The sequence below is a fragment of the Rhodomicrobium sp. R_RK_3 genome, from assembly GCF_002198715.1.
Taxonomy (GTDB): Bacteria; Pseudomonadota; Alphaproteobacteria; order Rhizobiales; family Rhodomicrobiaceae; genus R-RK-3.
In genome coordinates this window covers 51,746-68,616 of record NZ_MWLK01000030.1, presented here as the reverse complement: position 1 = coordinate 68,616, position 16,871 = coordinate 51,746, and the positions used below count along the sequence as shown (strand labels likewise).

12 protein-coding genes are annotated in these 16,871 nt (G+C 65.9%); 7 read left to right on the top strand and 5 right to left on the bottom strand.

Translation table 11 applies throughout. The annotated features are described in order from the left end of the window. Positions 1-273 precede the first annotated feature (273 nt). The gene (locus BLEFHOIH_RS16655; protein ID WP_088347154.1) at positions 274-2,181 is read left to right on the top strand and encodes a sugar phosphate isomerase/epimerase and 4-hydroxyphenylpyruvate domain-containing protein; all 1,908 of its coding nucleotides are present in this window, start codon (positions 274-276) and stop codon (positions 2,179-2,181) included. A 1,834-nt stretch (positions 2,182-4,015) separates the two neighbouring features. On the opposite strand, the gene BLEFHOIH_RS16645 is transcribed toward BLEFHOIH_RS16655, so the two are convergent. The 5 genes from BLEFHOIH_RS16645 to BLEFHOIH_RS16625 are packed head-to-tail and all read right to left on the bottom strand — an operon-like array spanning position 4,016 to position 8,482. Continuing rightward, complete coding sequence (locus BLEFHOIH_RS16645; RefSeq protein WP_088347152.1) at positions 4,016-4,867, bottom strand: amidohydrolase family protein; 852 nt, start codon at positions 4,865-4,867, stop codon at positions 4,016-4,018. A 7-nt stretch (positions 4,868-4,874) separates the two neighbouring features. Beyond that, on the bottom strand, positions 4,875-5,963 hold the full coding sequence (locus tag BLEFHOIH_RS16640) for a mandelate racemase/muconate lactonizing enzyme family protein (protein WP_088347151.1): 1,089 nt from the start codon (positions 5,961-5,963) through the stop codon (positions 4,875-4,877). A gap of 10 nt (positions 5,964-5,973) precedes the next feature. After that, positions 5,974-6,792 (bottom strand): NAD(P)-dependent oxidoreductase, encoded by an 819-nt coding sequence (locus BLEFHOIH_RS16635; RefSeq protein WP_088347150.1) that lies wholly within the window; start codon positions 6,790-6,792, stop codon positions 5,974-5,976. Next, positions 6,785-7,720: a 5-dehydro-4-deoxyglucarate dehydratase gene (gene kdgD / locus BLEFHOIH_RS16630; protein ID WP_088347149.1), complete on the bottom strand. Its 936-nt coding sequence runs from the start codon at positions 7,718-7,720 to the stop codon at positions 6,785-6,787. Before kdgD ends, BLEFHOIH_RS16635 begins: the two co-directional genes overlap by 8 nt. A gap of 33 nt (positions 7,721-7,753) precedes the next feature. Next, entirely contained in the window at positions 7,754-8,482 is a 729-nt protein-coding gene (locus BLEFHOIH_RS16625) for a FadR/GntR family transcriptional regulator (RefSeq protein ID WP_210191588.1), read from the bottom strand. Positions 8,483-8,774: 292 nt separating this feature from the next. On the opposite strand from BLEFHOIH_RS16625, the gene BLEFHOIH_RS16620 reads away from it, so the two are divergent. The 6 genes from BLEFHOIH_RS16620 to BLEFHOIH_RS16595 all read left to right on the top strand — a co-directional run bounded on the left by BLEFHOIH_RS16620 (position 8,775) and on the right by BLEFHOIH_RS16595 (position 16,734). Then, positions 8,775-9,767, top strand: a complete 993-nt coding sequence (locus BLEFHOIH_RS16620) for a TRAP transporter substrate-binding protein (RefSeq protein ID WP_088347147.1) — start codon at positions 8,775-8,777, stop codon at positions 9,765-9,767. Next, positions 9,768-10,313, top strand: a complete 546-nt coding sequence (locus BLEFHOIH_RS16615) for a TRAP transporter small permease (protein WP_245297050.1) — start codon at positions 9,768-9,770, stop codon at positions 10,311-10,313. It begins immediately after the preceding gene. After that, a complete protein-coding gene (locus BLEFHOIH_RS16610; RefSeq protein ID WP_088347146.1) occupies positions 10,304-11,590 on the top strand; it encodes a TRAP transporter large permease in 1,287 nt (428 codons plus the stop codon). The genes BLEFHOIH_RS16615 and BLEFHOIH_RS16610 overlap by 10 nt, the downstream gene beginning before the upstream one ends. A gap of 440 nt (positions 11,591-12,030) precedes the next feature. Further along, entirely contained in the window at positions 12,031-12,456 is a 426-nt protein-coding gene (locus tag BLEFHOIH_RS16605) for a MarR family winged helix-turn-helix transcriptional regulator (RefSeq protein ID WP_245297049.1), read from the top strand. 46 nt (positions 12,457-12,502) lie between these two features. Beyond that, entirely contained in the window at positions 12,503-13,618 is a 1,116-nt protein-coding gene (locus tag BLEFHOIH_RS16600) for an efflux RND transporter periplasmic adaptor subunit (RefSeq protein WP_088347144.1), read from the top strand. Next, complete coding sequence (locus BLEFHOIH_RS16595) at positions 13,615-16,734, top strand: efflux RND transporter permease subunit (protein WP_088347143.1); 3,120 nt, start codon at positions 13,615-13,617, stop codon at positions 16,732-16,734. Before BLEFHOIH_RS16600 ends, BLEFHOIH_RS16595 begins: the two co-directional genes overlap by 4 nt. Positions 16,735-16,871 lie beyond the last annotated feature (137 nt).

Here is a 16,871-nt window from a genome sequence, read left to right as displayed (position 1 = left end):
GGGAGGCTCAGGTAGAGCAACACCGCATCTTAGGACTTGGCGCAAAGCGCCGCGTTGATCTTCGGCGCCCGACTTGGCCGGAGCCCAGCCCTCGCCCATGGGGACAGGGCGGCGCGCGTCGGCGCGCCGGGTGAGGGGGTAATGCCTATCGGTGTGGCGACGCCCTGTCCTACCGAGAGGGATTACCCCCTCACCCCAACCCTCTTCCCATGGGGAGAGGGTGCTTGGCACCGCGGCTAGGATTGGACGGGCTGGATCAAAGGAGGGCGGAACATGCTGACGTCGATCGCGACCGTCTCACTGAGCGGCGGTTTGGACGAGAAGCTGGAGGCGATCGCCGCCGCCAAATTCGATGGCGTGGAGATCTTCGAGAACGACCTGCTCTCCTTCAACGGCACGCCCGCCGAAATACGCCGGATCGTCGATGGGCTCGGCCTGCGCACCGTCACCTTCCAGCCTTTCCGCGATTTCGAAGGCATGCCCGCCGCCAAGCGCGACCGCGTCTTCCAGCGCGCCGAGCGCAAATTCGACACCATGCAGGAACTCGGCTGCGACCTTTTGATGGTCTGCTCCAATGTCGCGCCGGACAGTCTTGGCGGCATCGACCGCGCCGCCGCCGATCTGCATGCGCTGGGCGAACGCGCGGCCCGGCGCGGCCTGCGGGTGGGCTTCGAGGCGCTGGCCTGGGGCCGCCACATCAAGGATTACCGCGATGCCTGGGAAGCCGTCCGCCGCGCCGATCACCCCGCTGTCGGTTTGGTCCTGGACAGTTTCCACACCCTGGCGCGCAAGACCGACCTGACGCCGCTCGCCGCCATTCCGGGCGACCGCATCTTCCTCGTCCAGCTTGCCGATGCGCCGATGATGGACATGGACTACCTGTCCTGGAGCCGGCATCTGCGCAATTGCCCCGGCCAGGGCGAACTGCCGGTGCTGGACTTCATGCAGGCGCTGCAGGCGACCGGATATGCCGGCTTCGTCTCGCTGGAGATTTTCAACGACCAGTTTCGGGGCGCCTCCGCCCGCAGCGTCGCGGTCGATGGGAGGCGCTCGCTGATCTATCTGCTGGACGAACTGGCGCGCAAGACCGGCCTCGCCGTGCAGGGCGCATCGGCCCTGCCGCCGAAAGCGCGGTGCCTCGGCACTGAATTTGTCGAATTCGCTCTGGATGAGACCGCGGCGGCGGCGCTAGAGCGGATGCTGGCGGGCCTCGGCTTCCACAAGGCCGGACGGCACCGGTCGAAGGCCGTGACGCGATGGCGGCAGGGCGGCATCAACATCGTCGTCAACACCGACAAGGAGGGCTTTGCGCATGCCTACACTATCAGCCACGGCGCGGCGGTATGCGCGATCGGCCTGAAGGTGGATGACGCGGCGGCGGCCCTCGACCGCGCCTGCCGCCTGCTCGACCAGCCCTTCCGGCAGGCGGTCGGCCCCGGCGAGTTGGAAATCCCGGCGGTGCGCGGCCTCGGCGGCAGCCTGATCTATTTCGTCGATGCCAAGAGCGGCCTCGCCGAAGTCTGGGACATCGAATTCGAGCCCTGCGCCGAAGCCGCCGATGCGGACGGCGCCGGCCTCACCGGCATCGACCATATCTCGCAATCGCTGCGATACCCGGAAATGCTGAGCTGGCTTTTGTTCTACACCTCGCTGCTCGACATGGAGAAAACGCGGGTCGAGACGGTCGCCGATCCGCGCGGGCTGGTGAAGAGCCAGGTGGTGCAGTCGCCCGACGGCAGCGTCCGCATCGTGCTGAACGCCTCGGAGGCGCAGGGCACGCTGTCGTCGCGCTTCCTCAGCGAAGCGTTCGGCTCGGGCGTGCAGCATATCGCCTTCGCCACGGACGATATTCTGGCGACCGCCGCGAAACTGCGGGCGGGCGGCGTCGCCCCGCTGGCGATCCCGGAAAATTATTACGACGATCTGGAAGCCAGGACCGATCTCGCCCCCGAGACCATCGCGGCGCTGAAGGCGCACGGCATTCTCTACGACCGCGATGGCGAGGCCGAATATTTGCAAGCCTATACGCAGACATTCGAGGAGCGCTTCTTCTTCGAGATCGTCGAGCGGCGCGCCTATCGCGGTTTCGGCGCGGCGAACGCCCCGATCCGGCTGGCCGCGCAGACGCGGGCGGCGCGGCATCCCGGCCTTCCGCGGCCAGTCGGCCGGGGGCCCATCTGACACCGAAAAGGCCGCCCATGGGGTGGCGGCCTTCCGTCCGATTGTGGGACCTGTCCGGCTGACTCTACAACCCGTCACCCGGCTTGCTAAGCGCGCCACCCTCTCCGCACGGAGAGGTCAAGACGCGGCAGGTGCAGACTCTGCGACCCAGACCTAGAACTTGATCCGCGCGCCCGTCAGCACGGCGAACATGGCTTCGGTGTCGACCTTGCCGCCGCCGGCCTCGGTGAGGTCGGCCTCGTAATAATGGAACTGGGCGTAGAGATCGAGCGCCGCAGCGTCGAAAGTCTGCACGACGCCGCCGCTAAAGCGGTTCACCTCGGANGGCCGGCCTCGTAATAATGGAACTGGGCGTAGAGATCGAGCGCCGCAGCGTCGAAAGTCTGCACGACGCCGCCGCTAAAGCGGTTCACCTCGGAAGATTCCACCAGGAAGGCGTCGAGCGTCACGCCGGTGATCTGTTTGTTGCCGGTCAGCCCCGCGCCGAAATCCTCGTAATGACCATGGCCGACATAGAATGTCGTGGCGCCATAGGAGTTGAACTTCTTGGTGATGCCGGCATCGGCATAATAGAAGAATGCCTCCTTGGAGAGCGCGTCGCTGTCGAGCTGGCCCCCGGCGACGGTCAGGAACAGGCCGGTCGGCACATGCATCAGCGAGGCCGAGCCGGCGACCTGCTCCACTTCAGGAATCTTGCCGCCGGTCGCGCTGTCGTCGGCCCAGGTATAGCCGATGCCGGCTGCGAGGCGGAGTGAGTTCCACTCACCCTTAAAGCGGATGGCCGCGTCCCAATAATCGTTCTCGCCCCAGGCCGCCGACAGGATGAAGCCGTAAATGGCGGGCGAGTCATAGCGGATGAAATCGCCGCGATTGCCGTCGAGGCCGTTGGCGATGTCGGACCAGGCAAGGCCGGTATTCTTGCCATCGCTTTCGCGCACCCGGAACAAGGTCGGCACGTCGATATTGGCATTGTCCATATTGCCGCTGAGGCTGATCGTATTGACGTCCTTGGCGGCCGAGTTCTGCTGGCCGAGGGTGATGCGGCCGAGCTTTTCGCTGTCGATATAGACGTTGGACTGGCGGATGCGGATTTCGCCCGGCGTGCCGCCGACGCCCTCGTCGTCGCCCTGGAACACCGTACCGGACGAGCTGTCGCGCAGCTCCGCTTCGATGAAAAAGCCCGATTTCAGGCCGGGATTGATGCCCGCCTCGCCCTTGAAGGCGACGCGCGACGAATGATGCGTGGGATCGACGACATAAGTGTCGCTGTCGACGCCGTCATCCCAAGTCAGCAAGGCGCGGTTGACGATGCCGGTGATGGTCAGCGAGACATTGCGGTTGCCCTTGCGGGCGGTGGTGGCTTCGAGTTCGGCGACGCGGTCTTCGAGGTCGCTCACGTCCTTGCTGCCGAGATCGGCGGCATGGGCCGATTGTATTTGCGTGCCGCCGGCGAGCAAAAGCGCCGCCGCGAGCACGATCCGTGCTGATGTGTTCAAGGGTCTCCCTCCCCAATAGTGCCAATCGCAGCGCGCGAGCCACTGAAATGCGTGACTTCGCGATCGCCGGCGTTTGGGTGGAGGGGTCCAGCTTTAGAACAGCAGTCTTCGGCTGGGGTCTATTGTGCCGTTGAACGCCCCATGTCCCGCCCCCAAGCGCTGGCGCCGGAAGCGAGATCACGATGCTGATCTCAATCGAGCGCTACCCAAGTGTTTTAGCGCGAAATCAACAGGCGTCTAAATATAAAATGCAATTTAATCAAATTGTACCGAACAAGAGTCACGCATCCGCAACAAAAATACATGTTCTTGGGGAACAGGTTATTCGGCGAACATATTTATACTGGAAATCCATAGAGTTCCGCCGGATTGGTGGCGAGAATTTTGGTGCGGTCCTGATCGTCCGGCGCCCAGTCCAGCAGCAGATCGAGCAGGCCGGCATCATCCGGATAGCCGAATTTCTCGGCCTGGGCGTGCGGCCAGTTGCTGGCCCAGAGCATCCTTTCGGGCGCGGCCTTCACCAGCGCCCTGGCCAGCCGTCCGACATCGTCGTAATCCGGCGCGCCCGTCTTCGAAGTTTCGTAGACCGCCGACAGTTTGACCCAGCAACGGCCAGTATCGACGATCCGCAACAGCGATTTGAACGACGCATGATCTGTCGCCACGGGTTCGAGAAACTTGCCGGTATGGTCGATGACGAACGGGCATTTGAGCCGCAAAAGCTGCGCCTCGTAATCGGGCAATTGCCGCCCGTCGAGCTGCACGACGGCGTGCCAGCCGAAGGGGATGATGCGGGCGGTCATCTCGTCCAGATGCTCCAGCGGCAGCGTGCCGCCATGAAGGTTCATGAAGCGGAGGGCGCGGGCGCCGCTTTCGGTGAGGCGCGCCAGCTCCGCGTCGCTGACGCCGGGCTTGACGACCACGGCGGCGCGGGCGCAGTCGCCGAGCTCGGCGACCGCGTTCATGATGAGCGTATTGTCGTCGCCATAGGCGTTCGGCTGCACCACCACGACGCGCTCGATGCCGAGCCAGTCCATGACCTGCCGGTATTCCGAGACGGAGGCGTCGGCAGGCGACGGCGTGCCGGGCAAAGCGAGGAAGCGCTTGTCGTAGAAATGGATATGCGTGTCGCAAGTATGCGGCGGCGTCTTCAGGCGCGGCGCGGGGCCGGTCAGCGTTCTGGTGATCATGATGCCCTCAGGAAAGACGGTAGCGGTCGAGCACGGCGGCGTCCGGCGTGAAGCCGATGCCGGGGCCGGGCGGAACGGCGATGTGCCCGGCCTCGGGAAGCGGGATGTTCTCGCCGATCCATGCGTCGGGCCGGGTGTAGAGAAATTCGACGAAGCCGGTTTCGGGCAGATGCGCACCGAGCTGCAGCGTCGCCCAATAGCCGGGGCCGAAATAGGGGGAATGCGGCATGGCGGTCTTGCCCGCCGCCGTAGCGAGCGCGGCGATAGCCAGGAATTCGCTGACGCCGCCCGCCTTGATGACGCTCGGCTGCGGAAAGGCGACGGCGCCCGTCAGGCGGCTGAACTCCAGGGCGGTGCAGGCATTTTCGCCCGCCGCCAGCGGTACGCCGAGCTGCGACAGGCGGCGCAGCGCCTCGTAATCGTCGGGCGGGAAGACCGGCTCCTCGACCCACATCATGTCGAGCGGCTTCAGCCGGGAAATCATCGCCGCTGCTTCCGGCTCGGTCCAGGCGCAGTTGACGTCGGTCATCAGGCCGATGGAAGCACCGACCGCGCTCCGCCCTGCGGCGACGCAGTCGAAATCCGGCTCATGCAGCTTGACGGCCGGATAGCCTTCGGCCGCCGCGCGCCCCGCGATCTCCTCGACCGCGCCCGGCGCGCCATACCGGACGAGGCTCGCATAGGCGGGCAGGCGGTCCCTGTGCGCGCCGCCGAGATGATCGGCGAGCGACTTGCCCGCGCGCTTGGCGGCGAGATCCCACAGCGCGATGTCGAGGCCGGAGATGGCGAATATGGTGATGCCGTAGCGGCCCTGAATGTGCAGCCGCTTCTGCAGCTCGAAATTCAGCGCCGGAATATCCTCGACGCTGCGTCCGGCGACCAGCGGCGCGACCATCTCCGTCACCGCCGCATGAACCGCCCGCGCGCAGCTATAGGCGAAGGCTTCGCCCCAGCCGACCGCGCCGTCCGTACTCTCGACCCTGACAAGCACGGTTTCGAAATGCGTCCAGCCGCGCGGGGCGGGACGTGGGCCGGCGTAGAAATCATCGAACGGCATTCTCAGCGCGATCGCATCGACGCTTTTGATCGTGACCATCGGCCTGCCCTCAGCCAAACTCTTTGATGCGCTCCAGATCGGCGTCGAACGCGTCGGTGCAGAACGGGCCGCCCTGGAAGTAATCGCCGACCGGGTCCTTCGGCAGCTTGGCCTGCGCCGCCAGCACCTCTTCGGCAAAGGCTTCGCTGCGGCCCTCGGGCCGGTAGCCGAGCGACTGCGCCAGCGCATTGTCCCACCAGGCGCGCTCATTGTTCGACATGCCGTAGACGACCTCATAGACCAGTTCCGGCGATTCCAGCCCGAGGCGGATCAGGGCGACCAGATCCGCCGGCTTCAGCCAGATCGCCAGGCGGCGCTCGTCGAGCGGCGCGTCGCCGACATTGCCGATGCGGATGCTGAGCACGCCGATGCCGTGCTTATAGGCGTAGAGCGAGGCGACGCCTTCGCCGAACAGCTTGCTGACGCCGTAGCGCGTATCGGGCAGCGGCACCGCATCGACGCCGATGGTCTCATGGCGCGGATAGAAGCCCACGACATGGTTCGACGAGGCGAAGACGACGCGCTTCACGCCGTGCCGGCGCGCCGCCTCGAACAGATTATAGGTGCCGATGATGTTGGCTTGCAGGATGGTCTCCCACGGCCCCTCGATGGAATAGCCGCCGAGATGCACGATGCCGTCGACGCCTTGGACGGCCGCCTCGACCTGGGCCATGTCGGACAGATCGGCGGCGATGAAGGCCTCGTCCGCGCCGAGATCGTCCGGCGCTTTCAGATCGCTCAGCACCAGCTCCGGATAGACCGGCTTCAGCAAGCTGCGCAGCCGCGTGCCGACGCCGCCCGACGCCCCTGTGATCAGAACCTTACGCATGTGCGCCCCCGCTCAATTCCTGCGACCCCATTTTCGCGACCAGCGTTTCCAGCATCGCGTGCTCCTGTTCCGTCAGGTCGGCGAGCGGCGAGCGCACCGGCCCGGCATCGCGCCCGACGATGCGCACGCCCGCCTTGACGATGCTCACCGCGTAACCGGCGCGGCGATTGCGGATCTGGGCGTAGGGCATGAAGAAATCGTCGAGCAGCCGGTTGACGGTCGCCGTGTCGTCGGCGGCGATGGCGCGGTAGAAATCCATGGCGGCGCGCGGAATGAAGTTGAACACCGCGGAGGAATAGACCGGCACGCCCGCCGCCTTGTATGGCGCGGCGAAGAATTCCGCCGTCGGCAGGCCGCCGAGATAGGCAAGGCGGTCGCCCAGCTTGCGGCGGATGGCGACCAGCAGTTCCAGATCGCCGATGCCGTCCTTGAAGCCGATCAGGTTGGGGCATTCATCGGCGAGGCGGGCGAGCGTGTCCGCCTGCAGGCGGCAGAGGCCGCGATTATAGACGATGACGCCCAGCTTCACCGATTTGCAGATGGCCGCGACATGGCTGGCGACGCCGTCCGCATCCGCCTCGACCAGGTAATGCGGCAGCACCAGCAGCCCGGCCGCGCCGAGCCGTTCGGCCTCCTTCGCGTAGGCGATGGCCTGCCGCGTGCCGTAGCCAGCGCCCGCGATGATCGGCATCGCGTCGCGGCAGGTGTCGACCGCGCAGCCGATGACGGCGGAATATTCCTCGGGCGTCAGCGAGAAGAACTCGCCGGTGCCGCCCGCCGCGAACAGCGCGCTGGCGCCGTAGGGTATCAGCCATTCCAGCCGGGCGCGATAGGAGGCCGGGTTGAAATCACCATTGGCGGCGAAATCGGTGACGGGGAAAGACAAAAGGCCAGCCGAAAGCACGCGCTTCAATTCATCCGGATGCATGAGAACCTTGAGGCTTGAATGGGTGTCGTTGCGTCAGTCATCGGTCTTCGGGGGATTCTCCAGCCCGCCGCGCAGGCGCTCGCGGCTGTTGCTCAGATGCAGGCGCATGGCCGAGCGGGCAGCGTCGGAATCCTGCCGGTGGATCGCGCGGTAGATCTCCTCATGCTCGCGGTTGACGCGGAGCAGATATTCGACCGGATCGGCGGCATAGAAGCGGAAGGTCGGCACCCGGGCGCGCGGGATCAGCAGCGCGCCGAGATAGCTGAACAGATGGGTAAAATGCGAATTGCCGGTCGCCTCGGCGATGGCGGAGTGGAAGCGCAGATCGGGCGCAATGGCGTCTTCGCTGGCCTCGATCATCTCGGCCATGCGGTCGAGCGCCTCGCGCATCTGGCTGATATGTTCGGGTTTGCGGCGCTGGGCGGCGAGCGCCGAGGCCTCGACTTCGAGGGCGATGCGCAATTCCAATACGTTGACGATCTCCTGCAGCAGGTCCGGGCTGGTCTCGCTGCCGGGGAGGGCGGGCCAGCCGGCGCGTTGCAGCACGAAGGCACCGACGCCCTGCTGGGTCGCGACAAAACCGGAGGCGCGCAGGCTGGAGATCGCCTCGCGCACCACGGTGCGGCTGACGCCATAGCGCTCGACCAGCTCCTGCTCGCTCGGCAGCTTGTCGCCCGGCTTCAGCTCGCCGCTGTCGATGCGGGCGCGCAAAGCCTTGCTGAGCTGCGAGGTGAGCGTTTCGCGTTGGCGGAGTGCCGTCAAGATCCTGGTCCTTTCGCTCGCTGGGCGCTGTCCGCCGGGAGCCATGAACCGGTTTTAACATCCATTTTGTTGTATGACAAGATGCGTCACGTTCCCGTGTCCGACGCCCGCACGCTTCGGTATCCATTCGGCGGAACTCAGGCTGACAGCCGCATTCACTAGGCAACCGAGCGCTTTTAATTAAACTTTCGAGCCATATTGACGAAAACTTCCGGCCATGTTGTATGATAAGCATATGGCTCCCGGCAGGTGGGCCTCAGAAACGGTGATTATCCGTCCAGGGAGGAGTTTTATGGGAAAAGTTGAGATTTTCGCGCGCGGATTCCGCGTGCTCGGTGCCGCGGCGCTGGTGGCGGCACTGTCGGGCGCGGCCTCGGCGAGGGAGTTCCGCTCCGCCGACGTCCACCCCGCCGACTACCCGACCGTCAAGGCCGTCGAATATCTCGGCAAGCTGGTCGCGGAGCGCACCGGCGGCAAATATTCGGTGAAGGTCTTCGGCCAGAGCACGCTCGGCTCGGAGAAGGACACGGTCGAGCAGACCAAGCTCGGCGCGCTCGACATGGTCCGCGTCAACAGCGCCGCCTTCAACAACATCGCCGCCGAGACCATCATCCCGGCGCTGCCCTTCATCTTCCGCTCGACCGCGCATATGCGCCAGGTGCTCGACGGCCCGGTCGGCGACGACATCCTGAAGTCGCTCGAGCCGCATGGCTTCGTCGGCCTCGCCTTCTACGACAGCGGCGCCCGCTCCTTCTATCTGAACAAGAAGGCGATCAAGACGCCCGCCGACATGAAGGGCCTCAAGGTCCGCGTGCAGCAGTCGGACATGTGGGTGTCGATGATGCAAGCGCTGGGCGCCAACCCGACGCCGATGCCCTATGCCGAAGTCTACACCGCGCTGAAAACCGGCGTCGTCGATGGCGCCGAGAACAACTGGCCGTCCTACGAATCCTCCAAGCATTATGAAGTGGCCAAGTTCTACAGCCTGACCGAGCACTCCATGGCGCCGGAGATCCTGGTGTTCTCCAAAATGGTCTGGGACACGCTGACCAAGGAAGAGCAGGAAGCCATCCGCAAGGCCGCCAAGGACTCGGTGCCCTATATGCGCCAGCTCTGGGATGAGCGCGAGGCGGCCTCGCAGAAAATCGTCGAAGCGGCGGGCGGCGTCATCACCAAGGACCTCGACCGTCAGGCCTTCTCCGACGCGGTGAAGCCGGTCTACGACAAGTTCGCCGCGACCCCGGCGCTGCAATCCCTCGTGAAGCGCATTTCGGAGACGAAATAGGTGCTGCAGCAGGCAGAAACCATGAGCGAGACCGCCGGGAGCACCGCCCTCAGTTGGCTGACGGCCATCAACCGGCGCATCTCCCGGCTGTGCCTGATGCTGGCGGTCGCCGGCCTCACCGCGCTCGTGCTGGTCGTGACCTGGCAGGTCTTTGGCCGCTATGTGATGAATGACACGCCGATCTGGGCGGAAAGCCTCGCTTTGGTGCTCGTGCTTTATGTCACCATGCTGGGCGCCGCGGTGGGCGTCCGAGACGCCCGGCATATCGGCATGGAATCGCTGGCGGCGCTGATCTTCCCCGCCCGCTTCCAGATCGTCTTCGAAATCGTCATCCACATGCTGGTCGCCGTGTTCGGCGCGCTGATGGCCTGGCACGGCGCAAGGCTTGGCCTGTCGGTGATGCATTACGCCATCCCGACGCTCGGCCTGTCCGAAGGCGTCAGCCATATTCCGGTGGTCATCGCCGGCGGGCTGATCGTGCTGTTCTCGATCGAGCACATCCTGGCGCTGCTCTACGGGCAGGAGGTCACACCGTCATGGCATTAGCAATCCTGAGCGGCTCGTTTTTCGGCCTGCTGCTGTTCGGCGTGCCCGTCGCATTCGCCATCGGCCTGTCGGCGGTCGTCACCTTCCTCTATGAGGGGCTGCCGCTCGCCATCGTCTTCCAGCGCATGGCCTCGGGCATGAACATCTTTTCGTTCCTGGCCATCCCCTTCTTCATCTTCGCGGGCGAGCTGATGCTGCATAGCGGCGTCGCCGACCGCATCGTGAAGTTCGCCAAGGATCTCGTCGGCCATGTGCGCGGCGGGCTCGGCATGGCCAATGTCGTCGCCTGCACGCTGTTCGGCGGCGTCTCCGGCTCGCCGGTCGCCGACGTCTCGGCCATGGGCGCGACCATGATCCCGATGATGAAGCGCGAGGGCTACGACGCCGATTATGCAGTGAACGTGACGACGCACGCCTCGCTCGTCGGCGCGCTGATGCCGACCAGCCACAACATCATCATCTACGCGCTGGCGGCGGGCGGCAAAGTCTCGATCGCGGCGCTGATCTTAGCCGGCCTCTTCCCCGCGCTGCTGCTGACGGTCTGCATGCTGATCGCGGCCTATGCGGTGGCGGTGAAGCGCGGCTACCCGGCGGGGAGCTTCCCGGGCTGGAACGCGGTCGCCGTGTCGCTGGCGGCGGCGGTACCGGGGCTGCTGGTCATCGTCATCATCGTGGTCGGCATCCTCTCTGGCGTCTTCACAGCGACGGAATCGGCGGCGGTCGCGGTGGTCTATTCGATCCTTCTGGCGGCCTTCCTCTACCGCTCGCTGACGTTCTCGCATTTCATCAAGGCGGCGGCGAAGGCGGTGAAGACCACCGGCATCGTGCTGCTGCTGATCGGCGTCTCCAACACGCTCGGCTATCTCATCAGCCTCTACGGGGCGGCGGAGATGACCGGCAATGCCCTCTCGTCGCTGTCGACCTCGCCCTGGGTGATCTTCCTCCTGGTCAACATCATCCTGTTCCTGCTCGGCACCTTCCTCGACATGGCGGCGACCATCCTGATCTGCACGCCGATCTTCCTGCCGATCTGCATGCAGTACGGCATGGGTCCGGTGCAGTTCGGCATGCTGATGCTGATCAACTGCGCGCTGGGGCTGAACACGCCGCCGGTCGGCACGACGCAATTCGTCGGCTGTGCCATCGGCGGCATCTCGATCACCGAGGTGATGCGCACCATCATGCCGTTCTATGCGGCTCTGCTGGCGGCGCTGTTCCTGGTGACCTATGTGCCCGCCTTCTCGCTGACCCTGCCACGTCTGATCCTCGGACAATAGCGGCGCTGATTGCTGCGGCCGCGCCCGCCCGTGCGGCCGTCTCTGTTTACCTTCGGTTACAAACCGGGGTTTTTGGCTATAGCGGTAAGCGCCGCGACGGGAACGGCTAGCCGTATTTCGCACACATCCTATGTTTGAAGGCCAAGGGCCGTCCCGTCGCGGGCGGCTTCTGGCGTTTGACGAGGAGACGGATTTGCGGTTCGAAATCAACGCTACCAGGAAACCGAAGCCGATCCTGCCGGATGGCGGACTGAGCCTGGGCGCGCCCCGCGACCGGCCCGGAGCCGCAAAATTCCCGGATTGATCCGTAAAGCATGATCGCAGCCCCGCGCCGATACGGGGATTGACTTATACGTGCATATACACATATTGGCGCTATGACAGACGAACCAACACCTTGCCTGAGCCCGGACTCGCTGCAGCGGATGAAGGACACATGCATGTGTCTGCATATCCAGAGGGCGAGCCGGGCCATCGGCCGGCATTTCGACCTGGCGCTGCGCCCGGTCGGGTTGACCAACTGGCAGTTCTCGATGCTCGCCACGCTGATGGCCTCGCCCGATTCGACGGTGAACGGGCTGGCCGAGCTGCTCGGCATGGACCGCACCACTACGACCCGGAACGTCAAACCTCTGGAGCGGCGCGGTTTCCTGGAGATCCGGCCCGACCAGAAGGACGCGCGCATCCGGCGCATCCTGCTGACCGATGCCGGCCGCGCCATCCTTGCCAGGGCCGAGCCCTACTGGCGCCGCGCCAATGACGCGGTCGAGGCCAAGCTCGGCGGCCAGGCGCCCGCCGAACTCCGCGCCGCCCTGGGAACCATCACGCGGTCGGCCCCCCTCCAGGGATCGCGCCGCAGCAAATAGGCAGACATCCGGCCACAGCAATTCGAGCGTAGAAGACAGGCTTGCCATGACATCCAAACGGACGATCATCATCTCTGCCGCCGCCGCGGCCGCCGCCATCGGGCTGGTTTCGGCCGCCGTCGTGACATTCGGCGCAAGTCACGAGGCCCAGCCGGACCCGCGCCAGGAGGCGCAGCTCGTCGAGGTCGCGGTGGTCAAGCCGGCGACGGCGTCCGAGCGGACGTTTACCGGCCTCATTTCGGCGCGGGTGCAGAGCAATCTCGGCTTTCGCGTCGCCGGAAAGGTGCTCGAGCGCTATGTCGAGGTCGGCCAGACCGTCAAGGCCGGGCAGCCGCTAATGCGCATCGATCGCACGGATCTCAATCTCGCTTTGGCCGCCCGGGAGAACACGGCAGCAGCAGCACGGGCGCTCGCCGTCCAGGCCGCCGCCGACGAGAAGCGCTACGCCAAGCTGGTCAAGGAAGGCTGGGTCACCGCCCAGCGCTATGACCAGGCCAAGGCCGCGCTCGACAATGCCAACGGGCAATTGTCCGCCGCCGAGGCGCAGGCCGAGGTCGCGCGCAATGAGGCCGGATATTCCGTGCTCCCCGCCGATGTCGACGGCACCGTCGTTGAAACCCTCGCCGAGCCGGGTCAGGTCGTGGCCGCAGGGCAGACCGTCGTCAGGCTGGCCAAGGCCGGTGCCCGCGAGGCGAGCGTCGACCTGCCGGAGACGATGCGCCCGAAGCTCGGCTCGCGTGCCGAGGCGACGGTTTACGGAACCACGACCACGATCCGCTCGCCGGCCCGGCTGCGCGAGCTGTCCGACGCCGCCGACCCGGCGACCCGCACCTATGAGGCACGCTACGTGCTGGACGGCGAGGCCGCGCGCGCCCCGCTCGGGGCAACCGTCACCGTCTGGATCGCCCGCGATGGCGCCTCCGAGGCCTCCGAAGTTCCGCTCGGCGCCCTGCTCGATGACGGCAAGGCGAGTGGCGTTTGGGTGCTCGATCCGGGGGGAACCTCGGTATCGTTCAGGCCCGTGAAGGTCGAACGGCTTGCCCAGGAGACCGCCATCGTCACCGGCGTCAAATCCGGCGAGCAGGTGGTGGCGCTCGGCGCGCATCTCCTGCATTCCGATGCCAAAGTGCGCGTCGACGGCGCACGGACGGCAGCCCGATGAGCGGCTTCAACCTCTCGGCTCTGGCGGTCCGCGAACGCGCCGTCACCCTGTTCCTCATCATCACCATCGCCTGCGCCGGCGTTTTCGCCTTCAACAAGCTGGGACGCGCGGAAGACCCCGCCTTCACCGTCAAGGTGCTCACGGTGACCACCGCATGGCCCGGCGCGACCGCGCAGGAAATGCAGGACCTTGTCGTCGAGCCGCTCGAGAAGCGGCTGCAGGAGCTGCGCTGGTACGACCGCGTCGAGACCATGACACGCCCCGGCCTCGCCTTCATGACGCTGACGCTGAAGGATTCGACGCCTCCGGGCGACGTGCAGGAGGAATTCTATCAGGCCCGCAAAAAGCTCGGCGACGAGGCGCGCAACCTGCCCTCCGGCGCCATCGGCCCCTTCGTCAACGACGAATATTCCGACGTCACCTTCGCGCTCTACGCCCTGAAGGCGCGCGGCATGGCTCCGCGCCTGCTGACCCGGCAGGCCGAGACCATCCGCCAGCAATTGCTGCATGTCCCGGGCGTGAAGAAGGTCAACATTCTCGGCGAGCGGCCGGAGCGCATCTTCGTCGAATTCTCCTATCCGCGCCTCGCGACGCTCGGCGTCAGCGCCCAGGACATCTTCATGGCGCTGCAGCGCCAGAACGCTGTCACCCCGGCCGGCTCGATCGACGCCAAGGGCCCGCAGGTCTTCGTGCGTCTCGACGGCGCCTATGACGAGTTGCAGAAGATCGCCGACACGCCCATCGTGGCGGGCGGGCGCACGCTGAAACTGTCCGACGTCGCAGAGCTGCGCCGGGGCTACGAAGACCCCGCGACCTTCCTGATCCGCCATCAGGGCGATCCGGCCATCGTGCTCGGCGTCGTCATGCAGGAAGGCTGGAACGGCCTCGATCTCGGCCGGGCGCTGGAAGCCGAGACCGCCAAGATCGCGTCCACCCTGCCGCTCGGCATCAGCCTGAACAAGATCACCGATCAGGCGGTCAACATCACCGGCGCCGTCGATGAATTCATGGTCAAGTTCTTCATGGCGCTCGGCGTCGTGCTGCTGGTCAGCCTGCTAAGTCTGGGCTGGCGGGTCGGCATCGTCGTCGCGGCCGCCGTGCCGCTGACGCTCGCCGCCGTCTTCGTCATCATGCTGACCACCGGGCGCTTCTTCGACCGCATCACGCTCGGCGCGCTGATCCTCGCCCTCGGCCTCCTCGTCGACGACGCCATCATCGCCATCGAAGTCATGGTGGTGAAGATGGAGGAGGGCATGGACCGCATCAGCGCCGCCGCCTATGCCTGGAGCCACACCGCCGCGCCGATGCTCTCGGGCACGCTGCTGACCGTGGTCGGCCTGATGCCGGTCGGCTTCGCGAAATCCTCGGCGGGCGAATATGCCGGCAACATCTTCTGGATCGTCGGCTTCGCGCTGATCGCCTCATGGATCGTCGCCGTCGCCTTCACGCCCTATCTCGGCGTGAAGCTGCTGCCCGAGATCAAGGCCATCCCCGGCGGCCACGCGGCGATCTACGACACCCCGAATTACCGCCGCCTGCGCGCGATCATCTCCTGGTCCGTGCGCCACAAAATCTTCGTCGCGCTTTGCGTCGTCGCGGCATTTGCGACTGCGGTTGTCGGCCTCGGCGCGGTCAAGAAGCAGTTCTTCCCGATCTCGGACCGGCCGGAAGTGATGGTCGAAGTGCGGATGCCGGAAGGCACCAGCATCGAGGTCACCTCGGACGCCGCCGCGAAGGTCGAGGCATGGCTGCGCCAGCAGCCGGAATCGCAGATCGTCACCAGTTATATCGGCCAGGGCGCACCGCGCTTCTTCCTCGCCATGGCGCCGGAGCTGCCCGATCCGTCCTTCGCCAAGATCGTCGTGCTGACGCCGGATGCCGAGACCCGCGAAACGCTCAAGCTGCGGCTGCGCCAGCGCATCGCCGAAGGGCTGGCGCCGGAAGCGCGGCTGCGCGTCACCCAGATCGTCTTCGGCCCCTATACGCCCTTCCCGGTCGAGTTCCGCATCATGGGCCCGGACGCTACCCTGCTGCGCGACATCGCGAATGACGTGCAGAAGGTGATGCGCGCCAATCCGGACACGCGCGACGTCAACCAGGATTGGGGCCAGCGCGCGCCGACCGTCCGCTTCGTGCTCGATCATGACCGGCTGCGGCTGATCGGCCTCTCGCCCGCCGAGGCGGCGCAGCAATTGCAGTTCCTGTTGACCGGCGTCGCCGTGACCCAGGTGCGCGAGGACATCCGCACCGTCGACGTCGTGGCGCGCAGCTCCGGCGCCGAACGGCTCGATCCGGCCCGCATCGCCAATTTCACCCTGACCTCGCGCGACGGCCACATGATCCCGCTCGACCAGATCGGCCATACCGAGATCCGGATGGAGGACCCGCTGCTCCGGCGCCGCGACCGCGTGCCGACCATCGCCGTGCGCAGCGACATCGATGAGGCGCAGCAGCCGCCGGAAGTCTCGGCGGCAATCATGACGGCGCTGCAGCCGCTGATCGCCAAGCTGCCGCAGGGCTATCACATCGAGATGGGCGGCTCGATCGAGGAATCGGTGAAGGCCAATGTCGCGCTGGCGGCGGTGTTCCCGATCATGCTGACGCTGATGTTGGTCATCATCATGGTGCAGGTCCGCTCCTTCTCGGCGACCGCCATGGTGATGCTGACGGCCCCGCTCGGCCTCGTCGGCGCCGTGCCGATCCTGTTAATCTTCCACCAGCCCTTCGGCTTCAACGCCATCCTGGCCATGATCGGCCTCGCCGGCATCCTGATGCGCAACACGCTGATCCTGATCGGCCAGATCCACACCAACGAGGCTGACGGTCTCGACCCCTATCACGCCGTGGTCGAGGCGACCGTGCAGCGCGCCCGCCCGGTGATCCTGACGGCGGTCGCGGCGGTGCTGGCCTTCATCCCGCTGACGCATTCGGTGTTCTGGGGCTCGCTCGCCTACACGCTGATCGGCGGCACGGCCATCGGCACGGTGCTGATCCTGGTGTTCTTGCCCGCGCTCTACGCGATCTGGTTCCGGGTAAAGCCGTCAGCGAGCGAAGAGGCGGAGGAAGCGCCGATGCTGCCCATGCCGCAGCACGCGATTGCGACGGCGGCGGAATGATCGAGCTTCAGGGCCGATGACCGCAGCGAGACTCCCTCTCCCTTGGGAGAGGTCTGGGTTGAGGGGTTCGTGACTCAATTGAGAACCAGCACCCCCTCGCCCGGCACGCTTCGCGCGCCGCCCTCTCCCCAAGGGAG